Source organism: Bradyrhizobium sp. BR 1432 (genome assembly GCF_051547705.1).
Taxonomy (GTDB): domain Bacteria; phylum Pseudomonadota; class Alphaproteobacteria; order Rhizobiales; family Xanthobacteraceae; genus Bradyrhizobium; species Bradyrhizobium zhanjiangense.
In genome coordinates this window covers 7,574,506-7,596,524 of record NZ_JBPUGF010000003.1, presented here as the reverse complement: position 1 = coordinate 7,596,524, position 22,019 = coordinate 7,574,506, and the positions used below count along the sequence as shown (strand labels likewise).

General features: G+C 65.3%; 23 protein-coding genes and 1 pseudogene. 16 read left to right on the top strand and 8 right to left on the bottom strand.

Features of this window, described 5'->3' with window-relative positions; genetic code table 11:
• The first annotated feature begins 2 nt into the window (after positions 1-2).
• The gene (locus ACSKB8_RS36920; protein WP_438109434.1) at positions 3-734 is read left to right on the top strand and encodes a maleate cis-trans isomerase family protein; all 732 of its coding nucleotides are present in this window, start codon (positions 3-5) and stop codon (positions 732-734) included.
• 11 nt (positions 735-745) lie between these two features.
• On the top strand, positions 746-2,155 hold the full coding sequence (hydA, locus tag ACSKB8_RS36915; protein ID WP_438109433.1) for a dihydropyrimidinase: 1,410 nt from the start codon (positions 746-748) through the stop codon (positions 2,153-2,155).
• 111 nt (positions 2,156-2,266) lie between these two features.
• Here the strand turns inward: hydA and ACSKB8_RS36910 are convergent.
• The 6 genes and pseudogenes from ACSKB8_RS36910 to ACSKB8_RS36885 form a co-directional block, all read right to left on the bottom strand.
• A pseudogene (locus ACSKB8_RS36910) lies at positions 2,267-2,911 on the bottom strand (transporter substrate-binding domain-containing protein); the annotation flags it as partial.
• A 194-nt stretch (positions 2,912-3,105) separates the two neighbouring features.
• The gene (locus tag ACSKB8_RS36905) at positions 3,106-3,588 is read right to left on the bottom strand and encodes a MaoC family dehydratase (RefSeq protein WP_438109432.1); all 483 of its coding nucleotides are present in this window, start codon (positions 3,586-3,588) and stop codon (positions 3,106-3,108) included.
• A gap of 9 nt (positions 3,589-3,597) precedes the next feature.
• The gene (locus tag ACSKB8_RS36900) at positions 3,598-5,181 is read right to left on the bottom strand and encodes an acyl CoA:acetate/3-ketoacid CoA transferase (RefSeq protein WP_438109431.1); all 1,584 of its coding nucleotides are present in this window, start codon (positions 5,179-5,181) and stop codon (positions 3,598-3,600) included.
• 4 nt (positions 5,182-5,185) lie between these two features.
• Positions 5,186-6,328: an acyl-CoA dehydrogenase family protein gene (locus tag ACSKB8_RS36895; protein WP_438109430.1), complete on the bottom strand. Its 1,143-nt coding sequence runs from the start codon at positions 6,326-6,328 to the stop codon at positions 5,186-5,188.
• A 15-nt stretch (positions 6,329-6,343) separates the two neighbouring features.
• The gene (locus ACSKB8_RS36890; protein WP_438109429.1) at positions 6,344-6,712 is read right to left on the bottom strand and encodes a tautomerase family protein; all 369 of its coding nucleotides are present in this window, start codon (positions 6,710-6,712) and stop codon (positions 6,344-6,346) included.
• A 3-nt stretch (positions 6,713-6,715) separates the two neighbouring features.
• Positions 6,716-7,807, bottom strand: coding sequence for a LacI family DNA-binding transcriptional regulator (locus tag ACSKB8_RS36885; protein WP_438109428.1), 1,092 nt, complete (start codon positions 7,805-7,807; stop codon positions 6,716-6,718).
• A gap of 187 nt (positions 7,808-7,994) precedes the next feature.
• Between ACSKB8_RS36885 and dapA the strand changes: the two genes are divergently transcribed.
• The 11 genes from dapA to ACSKB8_RS36830 all read left to right on the top strand — a co-directional run bounded on the left by dapA (position 7,995) and on the right by ACSKB8_RS36830 (position 16,832).
• Positions 7,995-8,900, top strand: a complete 906-nt coding sequence (gene dapA / locus ACSKB8_RS36880; RefSeq protein WP_438109427.1) for a 4-hydroxy-tetrahydrodipicolinate synthase — start codon at positions 7,995-7,997, stop codon at positions 8,898-8,900.
• A gap of 16 nt (positions 8,901-8,916) precedes the next feature.
• A complete protein-coding gene (locus tag ACSKB8_RS36875; RefSeq protein ID WP_438109426.1) occupies positions 8,917-10,107 on the top strand; it encodes a CaiB/BaiF CoA transferase family protein in 1,191 nt (396 codons plus the stop codon).
• Entirely contained in the window at positions 10,104-11,267 is a 1,164-nt protein-coding gene (locus tag ACSKB8_RS36870; RefSeq protein WP_438109425.1) for an acyl-CoA dehydrogenase family protein, read from the top strand. Before ACSKB8_RS36875 ends, ACSKB8_RS36870 begins: the two co-directional genes overlap by 4 nt.
• 11 nt (positions 11,268-11,278) lie before the next feature.
• The gene (locus tag ACSKB8_RS36865) at positions 11,279-11,686 is read left to right on the top strand and encodes a MaoC/PaaZ C-terminal domain-containing protein (protein ID WP_407112919.1); all 408 of its coding nucleotides are present in this window, start codon (positions 11,279-11,281) and stop codon (positions 11,684-11,686) included.
• A 3-nt stretch (positions 11,687-11,689) separates the two neighbouring features.
• Positions 11,690-12,121 (top strand): MaoC family dehydratase, encoded by a 432-nt coding sequence (locus tag ACSKB8_RS36860; RefSeq protein WP_011086090.1) that lies wholly within the window; start codon positions 11,690-11,692, stop codon positions 12,119-12,121.
• 8 nt (positions 12,122-12,129) lie between these two features.
• Entirely contained in the window at positions 12,130-13,071 is a 942-nt protein-coding gene (locus ACSKB8_RS36855; RefSeq protein WP_438109424.1) for a dihydrodipicolinate synthase family protein, read from the top strand.
• Positions 13,072-13,140: 69 nt separating this feature from the next.
• Positions 13,141-13,401, top strand: coding sequence for a hypothetical protein (locus tag ACSKB8_RS36850; RefSeq protein WP_438109423.1), 261 nt, complete (start codon positions 13,141-13,143; stop codon positions 13,399-13,401).
• A 107-nt stretch (positions 13,402-13,508) separates the two neighbouring features.
• Positions 13,509-14,345 carry an ABC transporter substrate-binding protein gene (locus ACSKB8_RS36845; protein WP_438109422.1) on the top strand — a complete coding sequence of 279 codons (837 nt, stop codon included), beginning with the start codon at positions 13,509-13,511 and terminating at the stop codon, positions 14,343-14,345.
• A gap of 19 nt (positions 14,346-14,364) precedes the next feature.
• Positions 14,365-15,096 (top strand): amino acid ABC transporter permease, encoded by a 732-nt coding sequence (locus tag ACSKB8_RS36840; RefSeq protein ID WP_061882212.1) that lies wholly within the window; start codon positions 14,365-14,367, stop codon positions 15,094-15,096.
• A complete protein-coding gene (locus ACSKB8_RS36835) occupies positions 15,093-15,884 on the top strand; it encodes an amino acid ABC transporter ATP-binding protein (RefSeq protein ID WP_438109421.1) in 792 nt (263 codons plus the stop codon). The genes ACSKB8_RS36840 and ACSKB8_RS36835 overlap by 4 nt, the downstream gene beginning before the upstream one ends.
• Positions 15,885-15,902: 18 nt before the next feature.
• Complete coding sequence (locus tag ACSKB8_RS36830; protein WP_438109420.1) at positions 15,903-16,832, top strand: dihydrodipicolinate synthase family protein; 930 nt, start codon at positions 15,903-15,905, stop codon at positions 16,830-16,832.
• A gap of 69 nt (positions 16,833-16,901) precedes the next feature.
• Here the strand turns inward: ACSKB8_RS36830 and ACSKB8_RS36825 are convergent, their stop codons facing one another.
• Positions 16,902-18,242, bottom strand: coding sequence for an aspartate aminotransferase family protein (locus ACSKB8_RS36825; RefSeq protein WP_438110815.1), 1,341 nt, complete (start codon positions 18,240-18,242; stop codon positions 16,902-16,904).
• 23 nt (positions 18,243-18,265) lie between these two features.
• Positions 18,266-19,180 carry a GntR family transcriptional regulator gene (locus ACSKB8_RS36820; RefSeq protein ID WP_370986588.1) on the bottom strand — a complete coding sequence of 305 codons (915 nt, stop codon included), beginning with the start codon at positions 19,178-19,180 and terminating at the stop codon, positions 18,266-18,268.
• 100 nt (positions 19,181-19,280) lie between these two features.
• Between ACSKB8_RS36820 and ACSKB8_RS36815 the strand changes: the two genes are divergently transcribed.
• The 3 genes from ACSKB8_RS36815 to ACSKB8_RS36805 are packed head-to-tail and all read left to right on the top strand — an operon-like array spanning position 19,281 to position 22,008.
• Positions 19,281-20,444, top strand: coding sequence for a C45 family autoproteolytic acyltransferase/hydolase (locus ACSKB8_RS36815; RefSeq protein WP_438109419.1), 1,164 nt, complete (start codon positions 19,281-19,283; stop codon positions 20,442-20,444).
• Positions 20,444-21,163 carry an ABC transporter substrate-binding protein gene (locus ACSKB8_RS36810; protein WP_438109418.1) on the top strand — a complete coding sequence of 240 codons (720 nt, stop codon included), beginning with the start codon at positions 20,444-20,446 and terminating at the stop codon, positions 21,161-21,163. The genes ACSKB8_RS36815 and ACSKB8_RS36810 overlap by 1 nt, the downstream gene beginning before the upstream one ends.
• Entirely contained in the window at positions 21,061-22,008 is a 948-nt protein-coding gene (locus tag ACSKB8_RS36805) for an ABC transporter substrate-binding protein (RefSeq protein WP_438110813.1), read from the top strand. The genes ACSKB8_RS36810 and ACSKB8_RS36805 overlap by 103 nt, the downstream gene beginning before the upstream one ends.
• Positions 22,009-22,019: the final 11 nt, after the last annotated feature.

Here is a 22,019-nt window from a genome sequence, read left to right as displayed (position 1 = left end):
CCATGCGCAAGCGTCTCGGCATGATCACGCCGTCCTCCAATTCGGTACTTGAGCCCGTCACCTGCACCATGCTAGCCGGAGCCCCCGGCGTCACGGCGCATTTCTCGCGCTTCCGCGTCACTGAGATTGCGCTTGACGCGGCCGCGCTGAGCCAGTTCGACGCCTCGGTAATGCTGCCGGCGGCGGATCTGCTCGCAGATGCCAAGGTCGACGCCATCGCCTGGAACGGCACGTCGGCGAGTTGGCTCGGGATTGGCCGCGACAGGAGCCTGTGCGAAGCCATCACGGCGCGCACGGGCATCCCGGCGACGACGTCCACGCTCGCCTGCATCGACGCTGCCCGTGCGCTCGGAGCCAAGCGCGTCGGCCTCGTTTCGCCCTATACGCACGACGTCCAGCGGCGGATTAGCGACGTCTGGGCCGAGGAGGGCATCGCTCCGCACGCAGAGCGGCACCTCGGCTTGCGCGACAATTTTTCTTTCGGGGAGGTCGCGCCTGCGACGATCGCAGGCATGATCCGTGACGTGGCGGCGGAGGGGGCGGACGCCGCCGTGATTCTCTGCACCAATCTCGCCGGAGCCGGGCTTGCGGCCTCACTCGAACAGGAATTGAACATCGCTGTGCTGGATTCGGTGGCGGTGTCGCTGTGGCGGACGCTGGCGCTCGCCGGCGGCGACATCGCGGCTCTTGCGGAGTGGGGCCGGATCTTCCAGACATCAGCGGACATCAAGTAACGGAGATGCCTGTGACCCAGCTCGATCTCGCCATTCGCGGCGGCACCATCGTGACGGCCAGCGACGAGTTTCGCGCCGATATCGGCATTCGCGACGGCCGTATCGTCAGCATTGCCGATCATCTCGAGGGCGCGGCGCGCGAGATCGACGCGACGGGCCTCCTTGCGCTGCCCGGCGGCATCGACAGCCACGTCCACATTTCTCAACCCTCCGGTCCGGACGTGGTCATGGCCGACGACTTTGCCTCGGCGACGCGCGCGGCGGCGGCCGGCGGCAACACCATGGTGCTGCCTTTCGCGCTTCAGGAGAAGGGCACGTCGCTGCGCACCTGCGTCGAGAACTACCGCAAGCTCGCCGAGGGCGAGTGCTATATCGACGCCGCCTTTCACCTCATCATTTCCGATCCGACCGCCGTCGTGCTCGGGCAGGAACTGCCGGCGCTGGTCAAGGACGGCTACACCTCGTTCAAGGTGTTCATGACCTATGACGACCTGGTGCTCAGCGACAAGCAGTTGCTCGAGGTCTTTGACGTCGCGCGCCGCGAGGAGGCGCTGGTGATGGTCCACTGCGAGGGCTATGACGCGATCCGCTTCCTCACCACCAAGCTCGAGCGCGAGGGCCACATCGCGCCCTATTACCATGGCACCTCGCGGCCCCAGGCCGTCGAGCGCGAGGCGACGCATCGCGCCATCAGCCATGCCGAGGTGATCGGCGTTCCCATCATGATCGTCCATGTCTCCGGGCGCGAGGCGATGGAGCAGGTGCGCTGGGCCCAGCAGCGCGGGTTGCCGGTGCATGCGGAGACCTGCCCGCAATACATCACGCTGACGGCCGACGATATGAAGGGCCTCAACATGGACATCACCGGCGCGAAATACGTCTGCTCGCCGCCGCCGCGCGACGTCGAGAGCCAGCAGGCGATCTGGGAGGGCATCACCACCGGTGTGTTCCAGACCTTCTCGTCCGACCACTGCCCGTTCCGCTACGACGATCCCAAGGGCAAGCTGACGCCGAACGCCCGCACCTCGTTCCGCTGGGTGCCGAACGGCATCCCCGGCGTCGAGACGCGGCTGCCGATACTGTTCTCCGAGGGCGTCTCGAAGGGACGCATCACGCTGCAGAAGTTCGTCGAACTGACCGCGACCAACCACGCCCGCATCTACGGCCTCTATCCGCGCAAGGGCTCGATCGGCGTCGGCTTTGATGCCGATATCGTTCTCTGGGACCCCAATTTGAAGAAGCCCATCCGGCAGACCGATCTGCATCACGGCTCAGACTACACGCCATGGGAAGGGTTCGACGTCACGGGATGGCCGGTGACCACAATCGCCCGCGGCCGGGTGGTCTGTGACCAGGGACGGATCGTCGGAGCCAAGGGCGCAGGCGAAGTGCTGAGCCGGGGCAGGTCGAGCCTGATCTGATTCGACACGCCACCAAGTGGCGTGTCGTAACGGCGCCTGCCGTCGATTTGTCGGACCATCGCCGCGGATCGCGAACGTGCTGGTCTTCAGCTTGGTCATGCCGAACTTGTCGAACAGCTTGTCATAGGTGCCATCAGCGCGGATTGCCGTCAGGGCATCGGCGGCCGCCTGGGCAAGCAGCTTGTCGCGGAAGGCGAAGGTGATGTCGGTGCCAGCAATGCCGCGGACCCAGATCTTGGCGATGCCCTTCTGCTCGAGCGAGTTGGCGGTCTCGTTGATGTTGAGCGCCGCTTCGAGCTGGCCGGCGCGCAGCGCCGCCGACGTCGCGGTGACGGTCGCAAATGTGCGCAGCTCGACTGGTTTGAGGCCCTTGGCGACCATCTCACTGCTGAATTCGCGCGCTTTGCGCTCGGTGTACGTCGCCGATTCCACGCCCACCACGCGGCCGGCGAGATCCTCAAACCTCTCCAGCTTTAGGCTGGAGGAGGGATCGGTGTAGATGCTGATCGCCTGCTGCGCATAAGGCACGAGGTAGAGCATCTTGGAGCGCTCCTCGGTCCAGAACAGGCCGGTGTTGATGGCATCGAAACGCCCCGAGCGCAGCGCCGGGATCATCGGCGGGAAATCCATGCGCAGGAACACTGCCTCGACGCAGATGCGCTTGGCGATCTCGCGGGCGAGCTCGACATTGAGGCCCTGCAACTCGCCCTTGTCGTCGACGAATTGCTGCGGCGGCAGCGTCGGGTTGATCGACATCTGCCATTTCGGCGCCTCGATCAGGCTCGACGCCGGTACTTTCGGCGTGCAGGTCTGGGCACCGGCGGCCTGCGTCAGGCCGACCAGAAGGACGAGGGCGGAGAAGGTCTTGGGAAATCGCATTCGAATACTCCGATCAAATCGTGGGTGGCAGAGGAGCCGTTCTCCGGTCCGACGTCTTCTTCAATGTCTCGTCACATGGCCGCCGATCCATCGGCTTGCCGGGTCAGGATCAGCGAGATGTGGCGGGCAGCGGTCACCACCTCGTCGCGCTGGTTGATGAGGTCGAGCGTCTCGATGACGATGCCGCGCTCGGGATTTTTGGTCGGGCGCTTCTCGACGAAGCGGAAGCGCACACGCAAGGTATCGCCGGCGACGATGGGAGCCTTGAACTTCACCTCGACCCAGCCGAGCGAGGCGACAGAGGTCTCCTCGTATAGCTTCAGCTCAGACTTCAGCCCTTCCATCAGTGACAGACCGTACAGGCCGTGGCCGATCACCGCGGGAAAACCGCGGGAGCGCGCATAGGCGCCATCGACATGAAGCGGGTGGTGGTCGCGCGTGACGTCGGCGAAGGCCGCGATATCGGCCTCCGTCACGGTGTGCACGGCGGTCTCGAACTCCGCACCGAGCGCGATGTCCTCGTAACGGAGATTGATCGGGCCGTTGGCGTTCATGCTGATCCCTCAGGCGACCTTCCGTGGCCGCGCCGGCAGCGCCTTGAAGCTCTGCGCAATCCCCATCGGCCCGGACCGGAAGATGCGCGGATCCATGTCTTTCAGCTGCGGGCTGATACGTGGCTTGAAGCCCATATGGGCGAGGATGTCCTCCTCAAGGCGAACGCCCGGCGCGATCTCGGTCAACGTCACGTATCCGTTCTCCAGCTCGAACACGGCGCGCTCGGTGACGTAGCTGACATGCTGGCCGCGCTGCGCCGCGAGCGACGCGCTGAAGCTGATCTGGCCCACTTGCGGAACGAATTTGCGGAAGGCTCCGTCGCGCCGGATCGCGAGGCGGCCGTTCTCGACGCCGATGTCGAACTTGCCGCCAGTCATGGTGCCGCTGAAGATCAGCCGCTTGGCGTTCTGAGTGATGTCGATGAAGCCGCCGGAGCCGTCGCGGCGTTCGCCGAAACGGGTGACGTTGACGTTGCCAGCTTCGTCCACCTCCGCGAAGGAGAGGAAGGCGCAGGAGAGGCCGCCGCCGTCGTAGAAGTCGAACTGGTAGGCCTGGTCGAGAATGACGCGCGGATTGATGGCGGTGCCGAATTCGCGCGCATGACCCGGCACGCCGCCGACGACGCCGGATTCCACCGTCAGCGTGATCAGGTCGGAGATGCCTTCCTCGGCCGCGACATTGGGGATCATCGCGGAGATGCCGACGCCGAGATTGACGACGTCGCGCGGGCGCAATTCGAAGGCGGCGCGGCGAGCGATCACGCGACGCTCGGTCAGCGGATCGGGCGTGATCATCGCCACCGGCACGCGCGTCTCGCCGCAGCGCGCCGGATCGTAGACGGTGCCGTAGGTTTGCATCTGCTCGGGCTCGAGCACGACGTGGTCAATCAGGAAGCCGGGGATCTTCACCATCTGCGGATGGAGCGAGCCGCGCTTCACGATGCGCTTGACCTGGCAGATCACGGTGCCGCCCGCATTGTGCACGGCCTGCGCGATCGAAAGATCCTCGCGCGTCGTGCCCTCGTGCTCCATGCTGATGTAGCCGTCCTCATCGGCCGACGTGCCGCGAATGATGGCGACATCGGGCGGGGCGGGGACACGGTAGAGCAGCCAGGACTGGCCGTGCAGCTCGAGCAAATCGACCAGCGGCGCGGTGGTGCGCTTGTTCATGCGCCCGCCGTCCTGGCGCGGGTCCATGTAGGTGTTGAGGCCGACATGGGTGAGCACGCCCGGATGCTTTGCCGCCATGGCGCGGCAGAGCTGGCTCATCACGCCTTGCGGGAAATTGTAGGCGTCGATCAGCTCGTCGCGGACGAGGCGCATGAAGGGCACCTGCAGGCCGAAATTGCCGCCGATCACGCGCGCGATCAGGCCTTCATGGGCGAGATGGCAGAGGCCTTTCTCGGAGACGGCGCCGACGCCGGTGATGTTGATCAGCGTCAGATCGTGTGGGCCCTGGCCGCCGAGAAAGCGCTGCTCCAGCGCGTCGAGAATAGCTTCGGCCGCGCCCGTGCCGCCATTGCCGCCGACGATCAGCGTGTCGGCGTTGCGGATCAGGCCGGCGGCCTCGTTCGCCGTGATGATGCTCAGCATGCCCTCACGCGGCCTCCTTCTCGACCTGGCGGGCGATGATCAGCCGCTGGATCTGGTTGGTGCCCTCGTAGATCTGGGCGAGGCGCACGTCGCGGAAGATCCGCTCGATGCGGTATTCGCGCGAATAACCGTTGCCGCCGTGGATCTGCAGCGCGTTGGAGACATGCTTCATCGCCATGTCGGTGGTGAACAGCTTTGCCTGCGCCGCCTCCTTGGCGATCGGCTCGCCGGCATCGTGCAGGCGCGCGGCGTGGTGGATAAGGAGGCGCGCAGCGGCGATGTCGGTCGACATATCCGCGAGCATGAACTGCACCGCCTGGAAGCCGATGATGGACTGGCCGAACTGCTTGCGGTCGCGGGCGTACTTGGTGGCATCCTCGAACGCCGCCTGCGCCATGCCGAGTGCCATCGAGGCCATCATCAGCCGGCTGAAGTTGAAATTGCTCATGGCCATCTTGAAGGCCTGGTTCTCCGGCCCCATCACACTGTCCGAAGGCAGGCGCACGTCGGAGAAGGTGATCTGGCAGTCGTCGAGGCCGTGCATGCCGAGCAACTCTTCGTTCTTGCCGCGCGCGATGCCGGGCAGGCCGCCGTCGACGAGAAGGCACGAGATGGAGCGGTGGCCCGCCTCGCTGCCGGTTCGCGCGAACACCATGATGCGATCGGCGACGCCGCCGAGCGTCACCCAGGCCTTGGTGCCGGTGAGCCGCCAGCCATTGCCTTCGCGCACCGCATTGGTGCGGATACTCGCGACGTCGGAGCCGTGATCGGGCTCGGAGACGGCGGTGGCGGGAATGATGTCGCCGCTCAGGATTTTTGGGATCAGCGCCTTGTGCGCCTCGGTGCCGTGATGGTCGAAGAACAGTACGGCCTCGACCGGAATGGCGAAGGCGTTGGCGACCGCGCCGGAGCAGCGCGCCAGTTCCTCCATCGCAATGCAGGCTGCCACTGCATCAAGCCCAGCACCGCCAGCGCCTTCGCGCAGGCAAATGCCGAACAGGCCGAGGTCAGCCATGCCCTTGTAGAGCGTGCGGTCGAAGCGGTCCTCGCGGTCGATCGCGGCCGCGCGGGGTAGGATCTCCGCTTCGGCGAAGCGTCGGGCGGTCTCGCGCAGGGCTTTCTGGTCCTGGGAGTAGAAGCGATCCATGGCGTGTGGCTCCCGTCAGTCGCTGGCGAGCTTGGAATCGTGAGCGACCTCGCTGCGGTCGCGATCGAGGAAATCGACGGCGACGTCGTCGCCAGGCACGCCATAGGCGCTGCACACCCCGCGAGTCAGCGCGATGGCGGCAGCCCGGCGCTCGGCCTCGGTTCGCCGGAAGGCGTGCACCTTGAGCAGGATGCGCTGGCCGGCGCCCTGCGGTTCGAATTCGCCCGCATGGGCGTAGTCGTCGGGTGAGATCGGGAGAAAATAGAGAGTGACCGTATCGGCGGTCACGCCGAATGCCGTCATCAGGCCGTCGGTCACGGACTTCGCCAGCGCCGCCTTGCGCTGCCTTGGGACTTGCGGGGCGAGCACTTCGACATAGGGCATCGATCAGACCTTCGCGGGCTTGGTCGCAGACGATTTGGATTTGGAAGCCGACGGCCTGGATTTGCCGGCCTTGGCGGTGCCTGTGGATTCGATCCGGCGGCAGGAGTCGCGCTGCACCAAACGGGCGCCGACGCGATATTCGCGCACGCCGTCATTGCCATTGCCTTTGGCATCCATGCGATGCAGCAGCCGGTCGACGGCAAGATTGGCAAGATCTCGCGCGCCGTTGTCGACGATGCTGATGGCCGGGCGATGCCATTCGAACCAGGGCATGTCTTCATAGCAGAGCAGCGAGAGATCCTGGGGGATCGCGATGTTCCGCTCCGCCGTCACGCGAAGCACGCCGAGCGTGGCCTCATGGTTGGCGACGAAGATCGCGCTGGGCGGGCGGGGAAGGTCGAGCAGCTTGCGGGCGCAGGTCGCGCCGGTCTCGGGCACGAAATGGCCGGCATGAATCAATGTGTCGTCCCTGGCGATTCCGGCCTCGCGCAGGGCGCGGACATAGCCGGACAACCGTTCGCGGCCGGACGTCGTGTCCTGGCGGCCGACGATCAGCCCGATGTGTTTGTGCCCGAGCTCGATCAGATGGCGTGTGCCCAGATAAGCGCCTTGCGGATCGTCGGCGAGCACGGTCTCGAGATCGGTCGCGTCATCGCGCCGCACTAGGCAGACGATGGGGACGTCCTTGGAGAGTGCCTTGAGCTGCGCGCCGTTCTTGCCTGTCGGCACCACGATCAGTCCGTCGATGCGGTGATCGACCAGCGTGGTGAGGGTGTCGCTCTCTTGCTGCGGATCGTCGCCACCGATGCACAGAAGCATCTGATAACCCAGCGCCTTCAGGCGCGCCTGCACCACTTCGGCCATCACCTGGAACGAGGCGTTGGTGAGATTGTGGACGAGGAGTGCCACGAGCCGCGACTGCCCGGTCTTGAGGCCGCGCGCGATCGGGTTCGGTCGATAGCCGAGCTCGCGCGCGATGCGCACCAGGCGCTGCTGCGTGCGCTCGCTGGTCAGGCCGGTTCCCGTCAGCGCTCGGGAAGCAGTGCTGACTGAAACCCGGGCCGCCTGTGCCACATCTTTGAGCGTGACGCTCATCCAACCTGCCGATAGACTGCAAACGATTGCAGAAACGCTATGAGCTTATTCTACGCGGATCAAGCTCAAAAAATGGATGGTGTTGCCCAATGCAGAGCCATTTATGCAAACGATTGCATAAGGCGTGCGGATATTCCGCAGGCAGCACTTATCGCTTGAATCCACCCGAGTACCCGGCAGTTCCCCGATGAAGACGTTCCGCGGCACCTACACCGTAATGATCACCCCGTTCACGGCAGCGGGGGCGGTCGATGTCGCGGCCTTGCGCGCCTTCGTCGACTGGCAGATCGCGCAGGGTATTCATGGATTGATCCCGCTTGGCTCGACCGGTGAGTTCCTGTCCATGGACGATGACGAGAAGGCGCTGGTTGCGGAGGTCGTCATTCGCCAGGCCGCGGGCCGCGTGCCGGTGCTGATCGGCACCGGCGCAGAGGATACGCGTGAGGTGGTGCGCCTCAGCCGCCGTGCCGAAAAACTGGGCGCCGACGGCGTGATGATCATCCCGCCGTTCTATTCGACGCCGACCGACGACGAACTCGTCCATCATTACAAGACGGTTGCCGACGCGATCGCGCTGCCGATCATGGTCTACAACAATCCGGCAACCGCCAACGTCGACCTCAAGCCGCAGCTCGTGGAGCGCATCGCCGAGATCGACAACTGTCTCTATATCAAGGAGTCAACGTTGGAGGTGACGCGGGTGCGCGACATCATCCGCCTCTGCGGCGACAGGATGACCGTGTTCGGCGGCATCCTCGGCTTCGAATCCTTCGTCGAAGGAGCGCAGGGCTGGGTGGCCGTGGCCTCCAACGTGGTCCCGGCGGAAATGGCCCGCATCTTCAGCCTCGTCGCCGACCACGGCGCGATCAAGGAAGCGCGCGAGCTCTATCTCAAATACCTGCCGGTGATCGAATTCGTCGGCGGCCAGGCCTATGTCGCCGGCAGCAAGGCGCTGCTCGGTCATATGGGCTTTGCAGCCGGCCATCCGCGCCCGCCGCGCCTACCGCTGCCGGCTGCACAGGATGCAGCCGCACGTGCCCTGGTCAAGACGTTCGATCTCGTGTGGCGCAGCGCGCCAATTGCAGTTGCTTGAATTGAGGTGTGAACGGATGAACCTGCTCGACGGCGTCAAGATCCTCAGCTTCAATCACTATCTCGCTGGTCCCCTGGCCGCGCAGACGCTCGCCGATCTCGGCGCGGACGTCATCGCGGTCGAGCCGATCGAGGGAGCGTTTCAGCGCAACTGGGCGGTCGCCAATCATTTCGTCGCAGGCGACAGCGTCAATCATCTGGCGACCGGACGTAACAAGCGCAGTCTCGCCGTCGATCTCAAGCATCCCGACGGCATTGCCGCGGTGAAGAAGCTGGTCGCGACCGCCGACGTCGTGATGGAGAATTTTCGCCCCGGCACCATGGCCAAGCTCGGTCTTGGTTACGACACGCTCAAGGCAATCAATCCCGGCCTGATCTATGCGGTAGCGACCGGATTCGGGTCGGAAGGGCCCTACAAGGATCGCCCCGGCCAGGACCTTCTGCTCCAGGCGATGTCTGGCCTTGCGATGCGGACCGGGCGGGCGGACGGCGAACCGACGGCGGTCGGCGCTGTCATCGTCGATCAGCATGCCGCCTCGCTCTATGCCATGAGCATCCTCGCGGCGCTGTTTGCCCGAACGAAAACCGGCAAGGGGCAGATCGTCGAGGTCAATCTTTATCAGGCCGCGCTCGATCTCCAGGTCGAGCCGCTGACCGCCTGGCTCAACGGTGCGCCGTCGCCGACGTCGCGCGGTCCGGCGGGCATCGCGGCGTGGTTCAGCCCCGGTCCTTACGGCATTCACGCCACGGCGGACGGCCATCTCGCGATTTCCATGGCGTCGCCCAAGACGCTCGCGGTCGCGCTGGAGAGCGAGGCATTGAAGCCGTTCGGGGAGGCCGACAGTTTTTCGAAGCGCGAGGAGATCACGCGGATCGTTGCAGCCAAGCTGAAACAGAAGTCGACGGCCGATTGGCTGCCGGCGCTGGAAGCCGCGCGGGTCTGGCACGCGCCGGTGCAGGATTATCGCGACCTCGAGACCGATCCCCAGCTCGAGCATCTCGGCGTGTTCAAGAGCGCCGAGAGTGCGGGGGGCGCGCCGATCCGGATGGTCGCGCATCCCGCGCGCTATGATGGCCGGATGCCGGAGGTGCGGCTGGTGCCGCAGCGGCTCGGTGCGCAGACGCGCGAGGTGCTCGGCGAGATCGGCTACGGCGCCGCGGAGATCGACGCGATGGTCGCCGGCAAGGCCGTCGGAGTGGCGCGATGATCGATTTTTCTGTCCCCGAAGAGACGCGCCTCCTGGTCGATACCGTTCGCCGCTTCGTCGAGACGGAGGTGCAGCCGCTCGAAGACGAGGTGGAGCTGACGGCCAAGGTGCCGGCCGACGTGCTTGCGGTCACCAAGGCCAAGGCACAGAAGCTCGGCCTTTACGCCATGAACATGCCGGCGGATGTCGGCGGCGGTGGACTAACTTGCGTCGAGCATTGCCTGGTCGAGGAGGAGTTCGGCAAGACCTCCGATGCGTTGATCCGCCGCGTGTTCGGCCAGGTCTATCCGATGCTGATGGCCTGCAAGGGCGATCAGGTCGAGCGCTATCTGCTGCCCACGGTCAAGGGCGACAAGATCTGCGCCATGGCGATCACTGAGCCGGGCGCCGGGTCCGATGCGGCGTCGATCAGCACCACGGCGCATCTCGACGGCGACGAATGGGTCCTCAACGGCACCAAGCATTTCATCAGCGACGGCGACATTGCCGACTACGTGATCCTGATGGCGCTGACCGACAAGGACAAGCGTGCCCGCGGCGGCATCACCCTGTTCCTGGTCGACCGCGGCACGCCCGGCTTCAAGGTCGCGCGCACCCAGCCGATGATGGGCCATCGCGGCTACGGCCATGCCGAGCTGAGCTTTGAGGACTGCCGCATTCCGAAAGCGGCCGTGCTCGGCGAGGTCGGCGGTGGTTTCAAGCTGATCATGCAGAGCGTGCTGCAGATCCGGCTCGCCCATATCGGCGCGCGCGCCGTCGGCATGGCGCAGCGCGCGCTCGAGATGATGCGCAAGCATGCCGGCGAGCGGCGCCAGTTCGGCCAGCTGATTGGCGACTTCCAGATGGTGCAGAAGCTGATCGCCGATTCCGCCACCGAGATCTTTGGCGTCAAGATGATGGTGATGAACGCCGCCTGGGACATCGATCAGGGCAGGGATGCGCGCGACAAGGTCTCGATGATCAAGGTCGCGGCCTCCGAGATGCAGGGCCGCGTGGTCGACCGCGCCATCCAGGTGTTCGGCGGCATGGGTTTCAGCAAGGACCTGCCGCTGGAGCGCATGTATCGCGACGCTCGCGTCACCCGCATCTACGACGGCACCTCCGAAATCCACCGCATGCTGGTTGCGCGCAGCACCATCAAGAACGGCTTGCAGCTCTAGGGAAGCGACCGATGTCTCACGCACCTCTCAAGCCCGGCACCGCCTTCGCCTTTCGGAAGACCATGACGGTGGCCGAGCAGGCGATGTTCACCGGCATCAGCGGCAATCTCGGCGGTCTCTATGTCGATGCCGTCCGCGCAAAAAAGGCGGGCGCCTCCAACATGGTCGCCTTTGAGCTCGCCGTCGGCGGTCTTGCCACGACGTGCCTCAGCCAGCTCGGCGGGCCGACGCGGCGGATCGGCAGCATCGCGCTCAACTTTGCTGCGCCCGTGATCGTCGGCGAGTCCGTCGAAGCGAGGGCCGAGATCGTTTCGGTCGCCGGTGACGAGGCAACCTGCCGCGTGACTTGCACCCTGTCGCCATCCGGCACGACCGTTGTCGACGGCACCGCGACGCTGGTTCCCTTCGCGAAGGGCTGAACCATGTACGAGCCGAAATCCTTCGACGATCTCAAGGTGAATGACAGGGTCAGCCTGAGCAAGACCATCACCGAGGCGGATGGCGCGCTCTATATCGCCGCGACCGGCGATTTCGGCCCCGTTCATGTCGACGAGGTCTATGCCGGCGCGACGCGCTTCGGCCGCAGGCTGGCGCCGGGGATCATGGTTGCTGGCCTCTGCACCAGCATCCTCACCTCTGAGCTGGTCGGCACCATCGGCGTGTCGGTGGAGGACCGCTTCTGGTTCACCGGGCCCGTGTTCTACGGCGACACGCTCACCTTCGACGTCTGGATCGCCGAGCAGCACGACGAGACCCGCACCATCATCTGGGAAGCGAGCGCGCGCAACGAGGGCGGCCTCGAAGTGCTGAAGGCACGGGCGAGCCTGAAATTTCCGCGGCGCAAACCGTCATGAGCAAGGCGATGAAAAAACCAGACTTGCGCGGCGTCACGGTCGCGACCGTGCTGCCCTTTAAAGACGACAGCTCGATCGACTGGGACGGCTACGCCCGCGTGCTGGACTATTGCGCCTGCCCGGATGGAATCGCGGCGGTGTTCGTCAATGGCCACGCGGGCGAGGGCGGATCGCTTTCGGACGACGAGCGCCAGGCGGTAATCGAGCGGACGCGCCGGCAGATCGGCGGCAAGCCGCTACTGGCCGGCATCATCGCGCATTCCACCGCGAAAGCGATCCATCAGGCCCAGCTCGCGGAAGCGGCCGGCGCCGATTGCGCCGTGTTGTTCCCGCCCGCACCGCTCGGCGGCGGAGCCTCGGCGACCTCGCGCGCGCCGGTGGCTTTTGTGCAGGCGGTCAGCTCCGCGATCCGAATCCCGGTATCGATCTTCCAGTATCCGCTGGCATCAGGCTTTGGCTATTCGCCGGAGACGCTGGCGAAGATCGCGGCGATCGATAGCGTTATCGCCATCAAGGAAGGCAGCGACACCATCTTCGCCTATGACGAGAACCGGCGGGCGGTGAAGCAGGCCGATCCTTCCGTCGCGATCCTGCCGTCGAACTTCAACTGGTTCCTGCCGCAGCTCGCCGTCGGAGGCGACGGCATTCTCTCCGGCCTCGTCAGCCTCGCGCCGCATCTGTTCGTCGCGCTGTGGCAGGCCTCGCTCGCCGACGACCTCAAGGCCATGCGCGCCGTCAACGAGCGGCTCTATCCGATCGTCCGCGCAATCTACGGACCTGCGCCGATCATGGACATGCACACGCGCATGAAGGTCGGGCTGAAGGCGCTCGGCCTGATCGGCAACGCCGATCCGCGGCCACCGCTGCTGCCGGTTCTGCCTGCGCTGTGCGATGCCATTGCAACGACGGTCGGCGCGGCGCGCGCGGCCGGCGACATCCGCCTGGCATGAGGGGCGAGCCGATGCCGGACGAAGCCTTCATCCACATCGTGCGGGTCGACATCGATCCCGAGCACGAGGATGCGTTCAACACCTGGTACGAGCATCGGCATTTTCCTGATCTGCTCGCCTGTCCCCGGCTGGCTCTCGGCTCAGCGCTTCGTCTCGATCGGCGACGGTCCCAAATACGCCGCCATGTACGAAGTCGCGGGGCGATGGGCGTTCGAGACGCCGGAGTTCCTTAAGGTGAAGGGTTTTGGTCCGTTCGAATCCCTGGTGAAGAATTTCATGCGCATCGAGCTGAGGCCGATGTCGGGACCGGCCGGAGCAGATCGAAGATGATGCTGCCTGCCGTGTCGCGAGATCCGGCAGGCCGCATCCAAGAAACGGCGAGGGGGAATCCCGGGCGAGGAACTGCATCGGTCATTGGCGTCTTACTGGAGGAATTCATGGTCTCGACACTGCTTCGCTTGAGTGCGGCCGCCGCGCTCGTTCTCGCATCCACGGCAGTGCATGCCGTCTGTACGCCCGCAATCACCGACGACAATCTGATTGCGCCCGGCAAATTGCAGCTCTCCATCAACCCGACCAATCCGCCGCAGCAATTCGTCGACAAGGACGGCCAGCTGCAGGGCCTCAACGTCGAGCTCGCCGCCGAACTCGGCAAGCGGTTGTGTCTTCCGGTCGAACTCGTCCGGATGGATTTTCCGGCGATGATCCCTGCGCTCAACGCGGCCCGCATCGACGGCATCGACACCGGCATGTTCTGGACCGAGGAACGTTCCAAGCTGATGTACATGGTGCCTTACGCGATTCAGGCCATTTCGGTCGTGGTTGCTCCCGACAGCGGCACAAAAATTGCTACCGAAAACGATCTGATCGGAAAATCATCCGCCGTTGAGGTCAGCAGTTACCAGATGAACTGGCTCAAGAAGCTCAGCGATGCCAGCGCCGCGAAAGGCGGAGCCGCCGTCGAGATGCGGACGTTCCCCACTGCCACCAACGTCGTCAGCGCGCTGCTGGCGGGACAGGTCGACAACGCCTTGCTCGTCGATAGCGTGGCGCGCGACCTCACCAGCCGCGGCCGCGTCAAGGAAGTGCTGAGCGGCCTCGGCACCGCCCGCACGACGCTCGGCTTCCGCAACAAGACGGTGGTCGATGCCGTCGTCAAGGCGCTGAACGCTATGCGGGCCGACGGCAGCTACCAGGCGCTGTTCGACAAGTTCGGCCTGACCAGCATGCCGGCCGACCAGCCGCTTGCGATCGCCGGCCCCGGTCCGGCCTGATTCTTACGGAGACGAGCCGATGAGCCATTTCAGTCCGACGGCCGCCGTCAGCTATTTCTTCAATTACTTCCTGATGAAAGGAGTGCTCGTCACCATCGGCTTGACGGTGGCGGCGGTCGTCGGCGGATTGATCCTCGGCATGGGCATCGCGTTGCTGCGCATGTCGTCCAATCCGGTGCTCGCGGGTGCAGCGCGCTTCTACATCTGGTTCTTCCGCGGCACGCCGCTCCTGATCCAGCTGGTGGTGATCTACAGCGGCTTGCCGCAGCTGGGCATCAAGTTCAGCGTGATCACCTGCGCGCTCGTCGGCCTGATCCTCAATGAGGCGGCCTATCTCGCCGAGATCGTGCGCAGCGGCTTCATGGCGGTGTCGGCGGGACAGCGCGAGGCCGCCTGGGCGCTCAGCCTGTCGCCCTGGGTCACGTTCCGCCGCGTGACCTTGCCGCAGGCGTTCCGGTTGATGATCCCGCCGCTAGGCAACTCCATCAACTCGCTGCTGAAGGCGACCTCGCTCGCCTCCGTGATCTCGGTCGAGGAGCTCATGCGCCGCAGCGACATGCTGATGCAGGAGCATTTCCAGATCTTGGAAGTCTATGCGGCGGCAACGGCGTATTACCTGATCCTCACCTCGGTCTGGGACGCGGTTCAACGCCGGCTTGAGAAGCATTTCGGTCGCTCGAGCGCGGCGAAAACCAGGCGCGTCGCAGCGAGCGCGCCGGTTGCGCAGGCGAGTGTGGAGGCCCGCGCATGAGCGAGATATCGATGACTACGGCCGAAGGTGGAACAGTGCAACCGCAAATCCGCGAGGTTCCTGCGGTCCACATGGAGGCGGTCTACAAGCACTATGGCGACTTCACCGCGCTGAACGAGGTCGATCTCAAGGTCGCCAAGGGCGAGAAGATCGTGGTCTGCGGTCCCTCCGGCTCGGGCAAGTCGACGCTCATTCGCTGCATCAACCACATCGAGAAGCACGACGAGGGCCTGATCTACGTCAACGGCGTCGAGCTCGATCATCAGCGCAAGAACATCGACGCCGTCAGGCGCGACACCGGCATGGTGTTTCAGAGCTTTAATCTGTTTCCGCACATGACGGTGCTGGAGAACTGCACCCTGGCGCCGATGACCGCGAACGGCATGAGCGAGGCGGAGGCGAAGGACCTCGCCATGTATTTCCTCACAAAAGTCCGGATTCCCGACCAGGCCGAAAAATTTCCCGGGCAGCTCTCCGGCGGCCAGCAGCAGCGCGTCGCGATCGCACGCGCGCTGTGCATGCGGCCGAAGATCATGCTGTTCGACGAGCCGACTTCCGCGCTCGACCCGGAAATGGTCAAGGAGGTGTTGGAGACCATGAAGAAGCTGGCGGAAGAGGGCATGACCATGCTGTGCGTGACCCACGAAATGGGCTTTGCCCGCGAGGTCGCCGACCGTATCGTGTTCATGAACGAGGGCAAGGTGGTCGAGCAGGCCGCGCCCGAGGAATTCTTCAAGCATCCGAAGTCCGAACGGGCGCGGACGTTCCTCGACCAGATCATTCACTAGGTGGCGATGTCGGCCGGGATGCGGAGATTCAGCGATCGCCTGCGCGGCATTCACGCCGCCACCATCGTGCCGATGACTCCCGATTTCGAGGTCGACGAGGCGCAGCTCGCAGCGCATCTCGCGTCGGTTTCGTCCACACGCGGCATCAATGGGATCCTCGTCAACGGCCACGCCGGCGAGAACTTCATGCTGTCGCTGGCCGAGAAGCGGCGCGTGGTGGGGCTTGCGCGCCAGCACGCGCCGAAGGACTGCCTGATCGTCTCCGGGGTCAATCATGAATCGAGCCTGGAGGCCGCGCGCGAGGCGGCTGCGCTGGAAGAGGCCGGCGCGGACGGGCTGCTGGTGTTCCCTCCCAACAGCTGGGCGCTCGGCCATGCCGACGACTGCGTGATCGAGCATCACCGCCGCATCCGCGACGCCACGACGGTGCCCTTGATGCTCTACGCCGCGCCCGTCGGCGCGGGCGCGATGGCCTACGCGCCGCCGCTGCTTATGCGGCTTGTCGCCGATCCCCGTTTCGTTGCGGTGAAGGAAGGCAGCTGGGAGGTTGCGGCCTACGAACAGAATCTGCGGCTGATTGGGAAGCTGCGACCGGACTTCGTCGTGCTCGGCTCGGGCGACGAACATCTGCTGGCGAGCTATCTCATCGGCTCGGCCGGCAGCCAGGTCAGCCTCGCCTGTGTGGTACCGGAGCTTGTGGTCGACCTCTGGGTTGCGGCCGAAGCCGGCGATTGGGAGCGTTCACGCGCCGCGCATGAGAAGCTGTATCCACTGGCGGTCGCGATCTACCGCGACCCTCCGGGAGGACGCGCGACCGTGCGGCTCAAGGCCTGCCTGAAGCTGCTCGGGCGTCTGCCATGCGACTCGGCGCGGCCGCCGCAACCGGCGGCGACACGCGGTGAGTTGCAGGCGCTAGAGCAGGCACTGCGCGTCGCCGGCGTGCTCTAAGCCACCCGTTCTCGCCGGCTGCGCGGTTGCCTTCGACTGTCAGATCGCCGTGATGCTCCCGGCCGGCGGTCAGCTGATGGCGATCAATGCACGGCGGATCGCGGCAAAGATCTCGTCGATCTGCTCCTCGGTGATGATCAGAGGCGGTGAGATCAGGAGCGTATCGCCGCTGCTGCGGATCAGGACGCCATCGTCATAGCAGCGGCTGGCACATTCGACTCCGCGTGCACCTGCTGCGCCGTCACGCGGCTTCAGGTCGATCGCGGCGAGCAGGCCGATGTTGCGAATGTCGACGACATGGGGAAGGTCGCGCAAGCCATGCGCTTGGGTTTCCCACGCCGGCGCGAGGCGGCGGGCACGCTCGAACAGGCCGAGATCCTGGTACACGTCGAGTGCGGCAAGACCGGCCGCGCAGGCGAGCGGATGGGCCGAATAGGTGTAGCCGTGGAACAGCTCGATCGTGTTATCCGGCCCTTGCATCAGCGCATCATAGACCTTGCCGCTGGTGATGACGCCGCCCATCGGCACGGCAGCATTGGTCATGCCCTTGGCGCAGGTGATGATATCGGGTGTCACGCCGAAGGCGTTGGCGCCGAACGCGGCGCCGAGGCGTCCGAAGCCGGTGATCACCTCGTCGAAGATCAGGAGAATGCCGTGCCGGTCGCAGATCTTTCGCAGCCGCTCGAGATAGCCGACAGGTGGCGGCAGCACGCCGCCGGAGCCGGTCACGGGCTCGACGATGACGGCGGCAATCGTCGAGGGATCGTGCACCTGCAGCAGCTTTGAAAGCTCGTCGGCGAGATGCGCGCCCCATTGCGGCTGCCCGCGCGAGAACGCCGCGTGCTCGGGATCGTGCGTATGCGGGAGGTGGTCGACCTCCGGCAGCAGCGGGCCGAAATCCCGGCGGTGGCGGACGATGCCGCTCACCGACAGGCCGCCCCAGCCCATGCCGTGATAGGCCTTGGCGCGAGAGATGAAGCGGATGCGGCTGGCTTCCCCGCGCGCGCGGTGATAGCCGCGCGCGATCTTCAGGGCAGTGTCGACGGATTCCGAGCCGGAATTGGTGAAGAAGACATGGTCGAGGCCGGCGGGCGCGATCTCGGTGATGCGGCGGGCGAGCTCGAAGGCGGCCGGATGGCTCATCTGGAACGAGGAGACGAAGTCGAGCTTTGCCGCCTGCGCCTGGATCGCCTCGACGATGCGCCTTTGCGCATGTCCCGCGTTCACGCACCACAGCCCCGCCATGCCGTCGAGAATGCGCCTGCTGTCATCGGTGATGTAGTGCATGCCTTCGGCGCCGACGAAGATGCGCGGCTTCTGCTTGAACTGCCGGTTCGGCGTCATCGGCAGCCAGAACGGCTCCATGGCCTCGCGGGTGAGGGGGCTGTTGGAGGAAGCGAAGGCATTCATGGTCATGGCAACTCTTGCAAACGTCAGGAGGCTTTGGATGGCGTGTTGGAATTGGCCGGGCTGCGCTTGAGCTTTGCTGCGCCTTCGAGATGCCGGCGGAGCAGCGCGGCGGCAGCCTCGTTCTGGCCGGCTTCGAGCTGGTCGAGAATGGCGAGATGCTCGCGGCAGTTCACGATCACGCGCTCATGGCCGAAGGTCCAGTCGTAGTTGCCGAAGCGACGCAGCCGGTTCTGCTGCTGGACCGCGACCAGCAGATAGCGGTTGCCTGATGCGGCGGCGAGGCCCTCGTGAAAGGCCGCGTTCATTTCGTACAGCGCGATGCTGGCCGTGTCGCTCCACGGCATCGCCAGCATCTCCTGATGCCGGCGGCGCATCTCGGCGGCCCAGGCCGGGTCGAGCCGGAAGCCCGGCTCGAGCAGGCCGGCCGGCTCGATCAGCAGACGGTACCGATAGCTCTCGTCGCGCGCCTGCGTGTCCGCGAGCGTCGGCTGGAAGCGCCAGCCGTGGCCGGGCTTGCGCTGCACGGCAGCAACTTCGGCAAGCTTGGTGAGCACGCGCTGCACGATCGGCCGTGTCGCATCGTAGCGCTGCATCAGGTCGCGCTCGGAAACTTCCTCCGGCAGCCGGCCGGCGCGGCGGTCGCGCGCGATTGCGAGGAACAGCCGGTCGGTATCGTCGGGGTTCGGCTTTGGCGGTGCCTTGTGCGAGGCGGGGGCGGCCTCGGCGACGAAATAGCCACGACTGGCGCCGGCATGCACGAGCTTGCGCCGCGCCAGCAGCTTCAGCGCGGCGCGCACCGGCGTGCGCGAGACCTGGAGGCGCTCGGCGAGCGCGACTTCGGCAAGGCGCGTGCCGGGCGCGAGCCCTTCGCTCCGGATCAGGTCCATGATCCCGGCCGACAGTTCGCGCTGAAGACGGCTTGGGGGCGCCTTTTCCAAGGTCAATTTCGAGGCTGAAGATTTTTGTTTCATGTCATTACAAAATACATTAGCCTTCCCGGGAAAGCAAAAGGAACTTCACGAAGGAACTTGGCGTCCCATGATCGAACCCTTTCCCCTGATCGAAATCTCCGGCCCCCCGCGCGAGCGTGGACGTCAGTACGGGCAGAAGGCGGCGGGCCGCATCAAGAAGGGGACGACGCATTACTTCGCGCAGCTGAAGGAGCTTTCGCTCGACGCAAACGGTGTCGCCGCGCTGGTGCGCGACTATGTGCCGGTCATCGAAGGGTTCGAGCCTGATTATATCGAGGAGATGCGCGGCATTGCGGAAGGCGCCGACGTTCCGTTCGAGGATGTCGTGTTGCTCAATGCCCGCACCGAGATCATCAAGCTCGCCAATCCCGCGATCCGCGCGCGCCTGAAGACACCGGAAGATCCCGATGGCTGCACCGGCGTCGTCGTGATGCCGCAGGCGGCCGCCAGCGGCCGCCTGATCCACGCCCAGAACTGGGACTGGAAGCGCGAATGCGCGGAGACCGCGGTGGTGCTGAAGGTGCGGCGCGACGACGGTCCTGATCTCATGACCTTCACCGAAGCCGGCGCGCTCGGTCGCTGCGGCTTCAATGCCGTCGGCATCGCGATCACGGCCAACTATCTCGAGAGCGACCGCGACTATCGCCAGGTCGGCGTGCCGCTGGCGCTGATCCGCCGCAAGGTGCTGGAGAACGAGCATCTGGCGCTGGCGATGCGGGCGGTCTATTGCACGAAGAAGTCGGCGGCCAACAACATGATCGTCAGCCACCGCGAGGGCGTGGCGATCGATTTCGAGTGCGCCCCGGACGAGACCTTCCAGGTGCATCCGCAGAACGGCCTGCTGGTCCACGCCAACAACTTCCTCAGCCCCGTCGCGCTCAGCAAGTTGAAGGACACCGGCATCTTCAACACGCCTGATAGTCTCTACCGCGACATTCGCGTTCGCGATCTGCTTCAGCCGCACATCGGCAGCATCACCTTCGATACCGTCAAGAACGCCCTGTTCGACGAGTTCGCCTATCCTTGGTCGGTGTGCCGCCCGCCGCGCCGCAATCTCAGCAACAATCTCAGCGCCACCGTGGCGATGATCCTGATGGAGCCGGCGAGCGGGTTGATGCAGGCGGCGCCGCTGCCGGCGCTCAACCGCGAATTCACCACATACCGGCTCGAGATCGACGAGATCGGGCGGGCCGCGTTCAAGCGGTCGGTCGCGGCGGCGGGGGCAGCGTGATGGGGCGGCGTCGGCCATCGCCGGCGTGGGCGGTCGGTCTGGCTGCGCTCGCCCTGTGGGCCATGCTGGGGAAAGCCGGCGCCGAGACATTACTGAGGACCCGGCTCAACGCGGACATCCGCTCGACCGATCCCGGCACCAATCGCGACGCCAACACCGATGGCGTGATCGCGCATGTGGTGGAAGGGCTGGTCGCCTTCCGCGACGATACGTCCATCGGACCCATGCTGGCGGACAGCTGGACGATTTCGAACGAGGGAAAGACCTATACATTCCGCCTGCGGCAGGGCGTCAAGTTCCACAACGGCGCGACCATGACCGCGGATGACGTGGTCTGGTCGCTGAAGCGCTGGCTCGATCCGGCGACGCAATGGCGCTGCCTGTCTGAATTCAGCGCCACCGGCATCGCGCGGATCGAGAAGGTCGAGGCGCCCGATCCACAGACCGTTGCCATCACGCTTGATCAGCCGACGGCCTTGTTCCTTCCGACGCTGGCGCGGCCCGATTGCGGGCAGACCGCAATCATTCATCGCGACTCTGTCGGCGCGGACGGCAAGTGGATCGCCCTATTGGCACCGGCCCGTTCAAGCTCGCCGAGTGGAAGCGGGGACAATATATCGATATCGTCCGTTTCGACGGCTATGTCTCGCGCAGCGAGCCGCGCACCGGCTACACCGGCGCCAAGGACGTCAAGGTCGATCGCGTGCGCTTCAACGTGATCCCGGATAGTTCTGCCGCGAAAGCGGGGTTGCTCAGTGGCTCGCTCGACGTGATCCTGAGCCTGTCGATCCCCGATCTCGAAGAGCTCAAGTCGCGCTCCGACGTGCAGCTCAGCATCACGCCTGCGCTCGGCCTCACCGGCATCCTGTTCCAGACCAGGGACCCGCTGCTGAAGGATGTCCGGATCCGCCGCGCCATCGCGCTGTCGATCGACACCGCGCAGATCGTCGATGCCGTGATGATGGGCACGGCGCGTCCCAACAATTCGGCGTTGCCGCTCGGCAGCCCCTTCTACGGCGAGGCGCAGTCGCACGGCTATGTGCAGAATATCGCGGAAGCGAAGAAGCTTCTGGCGGAGGCCGGTTATCGCGGCCAGCCGATCAAGATGATCACCAACAAGCGTTACAGCTTCGTGTTCGATGCGTCCGTGCTGGTGCAGGCGATGGCGCAGACCGTCGGGATCAACATCGAGCTCGAGGTGATGGATTGGGCGGCTCAGCTCGATCGCTACAACCGCGGCGACTACCAGTCGATGGCCTTCGTCTATTCGGCCCAACTCGATCCCTCGCTGAGCTTCGAGATGCTGACCGGGCCGAAGGCGTCGCAGCCGCGCAAGGTCTGGGACAATCCGGAGGCGCAGGGGATGCTGCGCCAGTCCATGATGATCGACGATACCACGACGCGGCAGGCGCTGTTCGACGAGATGCACAAGCGCTTCATCGCCGACGTGCCGATGATCGTGCTGTTCAACGGCGCCGAGCTGACGGCGCTGCGCAAGAGCATCAAGGGCTATGCCGGCTGGCTTTATCCCCAGCCGCGGTTCTGGGGCGTCACGGTGCAGTAGGCAAGGCGCAC

Bases quoted from the DNA above. Each gene is read 5' to 3' on its own strand.
- ACSKB8_RS36890 (WP_438109429.1), bottom strand. From the start codon at position 6,712: ATGCCCTATGTCGAAGTGCTCGCCCCGCAAGTCCCAAGGCAGCGCAAG.
- ACSKB8_RS36875 (WP_438109426.1), top strand. From the start codon at position 8,917: ATGAACCTGCTCGACGGCGTCAAGATCCTCAGCTTCAATCACTATCTC.
- ACSKB8_RS36870 (WP_438109425.1), top strand. From the start codon at position 10,104: ATGATCGATTTTTCTGTCCCCGAAGAGACGCGCCTCCTGGTCGATACC.
- ACSKB8_RS36900 (WP_438109431.1), bottom strand. From the start codon at position 5,181: ATGCTGAGCATCATCACGGCGAACGAGGCCGCCGGCCTGATCCGCAAC.
- ACSKB8_RS36845 (WP_438109422.1), top strand. From the start codon at position 13,509: ATGGTCTCGACACTGCTTCGCTTGAGTGCGGCCGCCGCGCTCGTTCTC.
- ACSKB8_RS36860 (WP_011086090.1), top strand. From the start codon at position 11,690: ATGTACGAGCCGAAATCCTTCGACGATCTCAAGGTGAATGACAGGGTC.
- ACSKB8_RS36840 (WP_061882212.1), top strand. From the start codon at position 14,365: ATGAGCCATTTCAGTCCGACGGCCGCCGTCAGCTATTTCTTCAATTAC.
- ACSKB8_RS36835 (WP_438109421.1), top strand. From the start codon at position 15,093: ATGAGCGAGATATCGATGACTACGGCCGAAGGTGGAACAGTGCAACCG.
- dapA (WP_438109427.1), top strand. From the start codon at position 7,995: ATGAAGACGTTCCGCGGCACCTACACCGTAATGATCACCCCGTTCACG.
- ACSKB8_RS36830 (WP_438109420.1), top strand. From the start codon at position 15,903: ATGCGGAGATTCAGCGATCGCCTGCGCGGCATTCACGCCGCCACCATC.
- ACSKB8_RS36855 (WP_438109424.1), top strand. From the start codon at position 12,130: ATGAAAAAACCAGACTTGCGCGGCGTCACGGTCGCGACCGTGCTGCCC.
- ACSKB8_RS36825 (WP_438110815.1), bottom strand. From the start codon at position 18,242: ATGAATGCCTTCGCTTCCTCCAACAGCCCCCTCACCCGCGAGGCCATG.
- ACSKB8_RS36895 (WP_438109430.1), bottom strand. From the start codon at position 6,328: ATGGATCGCTTCTACTCCCAGGACCAGAAAGCCCTGCGCGAGACCGCC.
- ACSKB8_RS36905 (WP_438109432.1), bottom strand. From the start codon at position 3,588: ATGAACGCCAACGGCCCGATCAATCTCCGTTACGAGGACATCGCGCTC.
- ACSKB8_RS36850 (WP_438109423.1), top strand. From the start codon at position 13,141: ATGCGTTCAACACCTGGTACGAGCATCGGCATTTTCCTGATCTGCTCG.
- ACSKB8_RS36810 (WP_438109418.1), top strand. From the start codon at position 20,444: ATGGGGCGGCGTCGGCCATCGCCGGCGTGGGCGGTCGGTCTGGCTGCG.
- ACSKB8_RS36920 (WP_438109434.1), top strand. From the start codon at position 3: ATGCGCAAGCGTCTCGGCATGATCACGCCGTCCTCCAATTCGGTACTT.
- ACSKB8_RS36885 (WP_438109428.1), bottom strand. From the start codon at position 7,807: ATGAGCGTCACGCTCAAAGATGTGGCACAGGCGGCCCGGGTTTCAGTC.
- ACSKB8_RS36815 (WP_438109419.1), top strand. From the start codon at position 19,281: ATGATCGAACCCTTTCCCCTGATCGAAATCTCCGGCCCCCCGCGCGAG.
- ACSKB8_RS36865 (WP_407112919.1), top strand. From the start codon at position 11,279: ATGTCTCACGCACCTCTCAAGCCCGGCACCGCCTTCGCCTTTCGGAAG.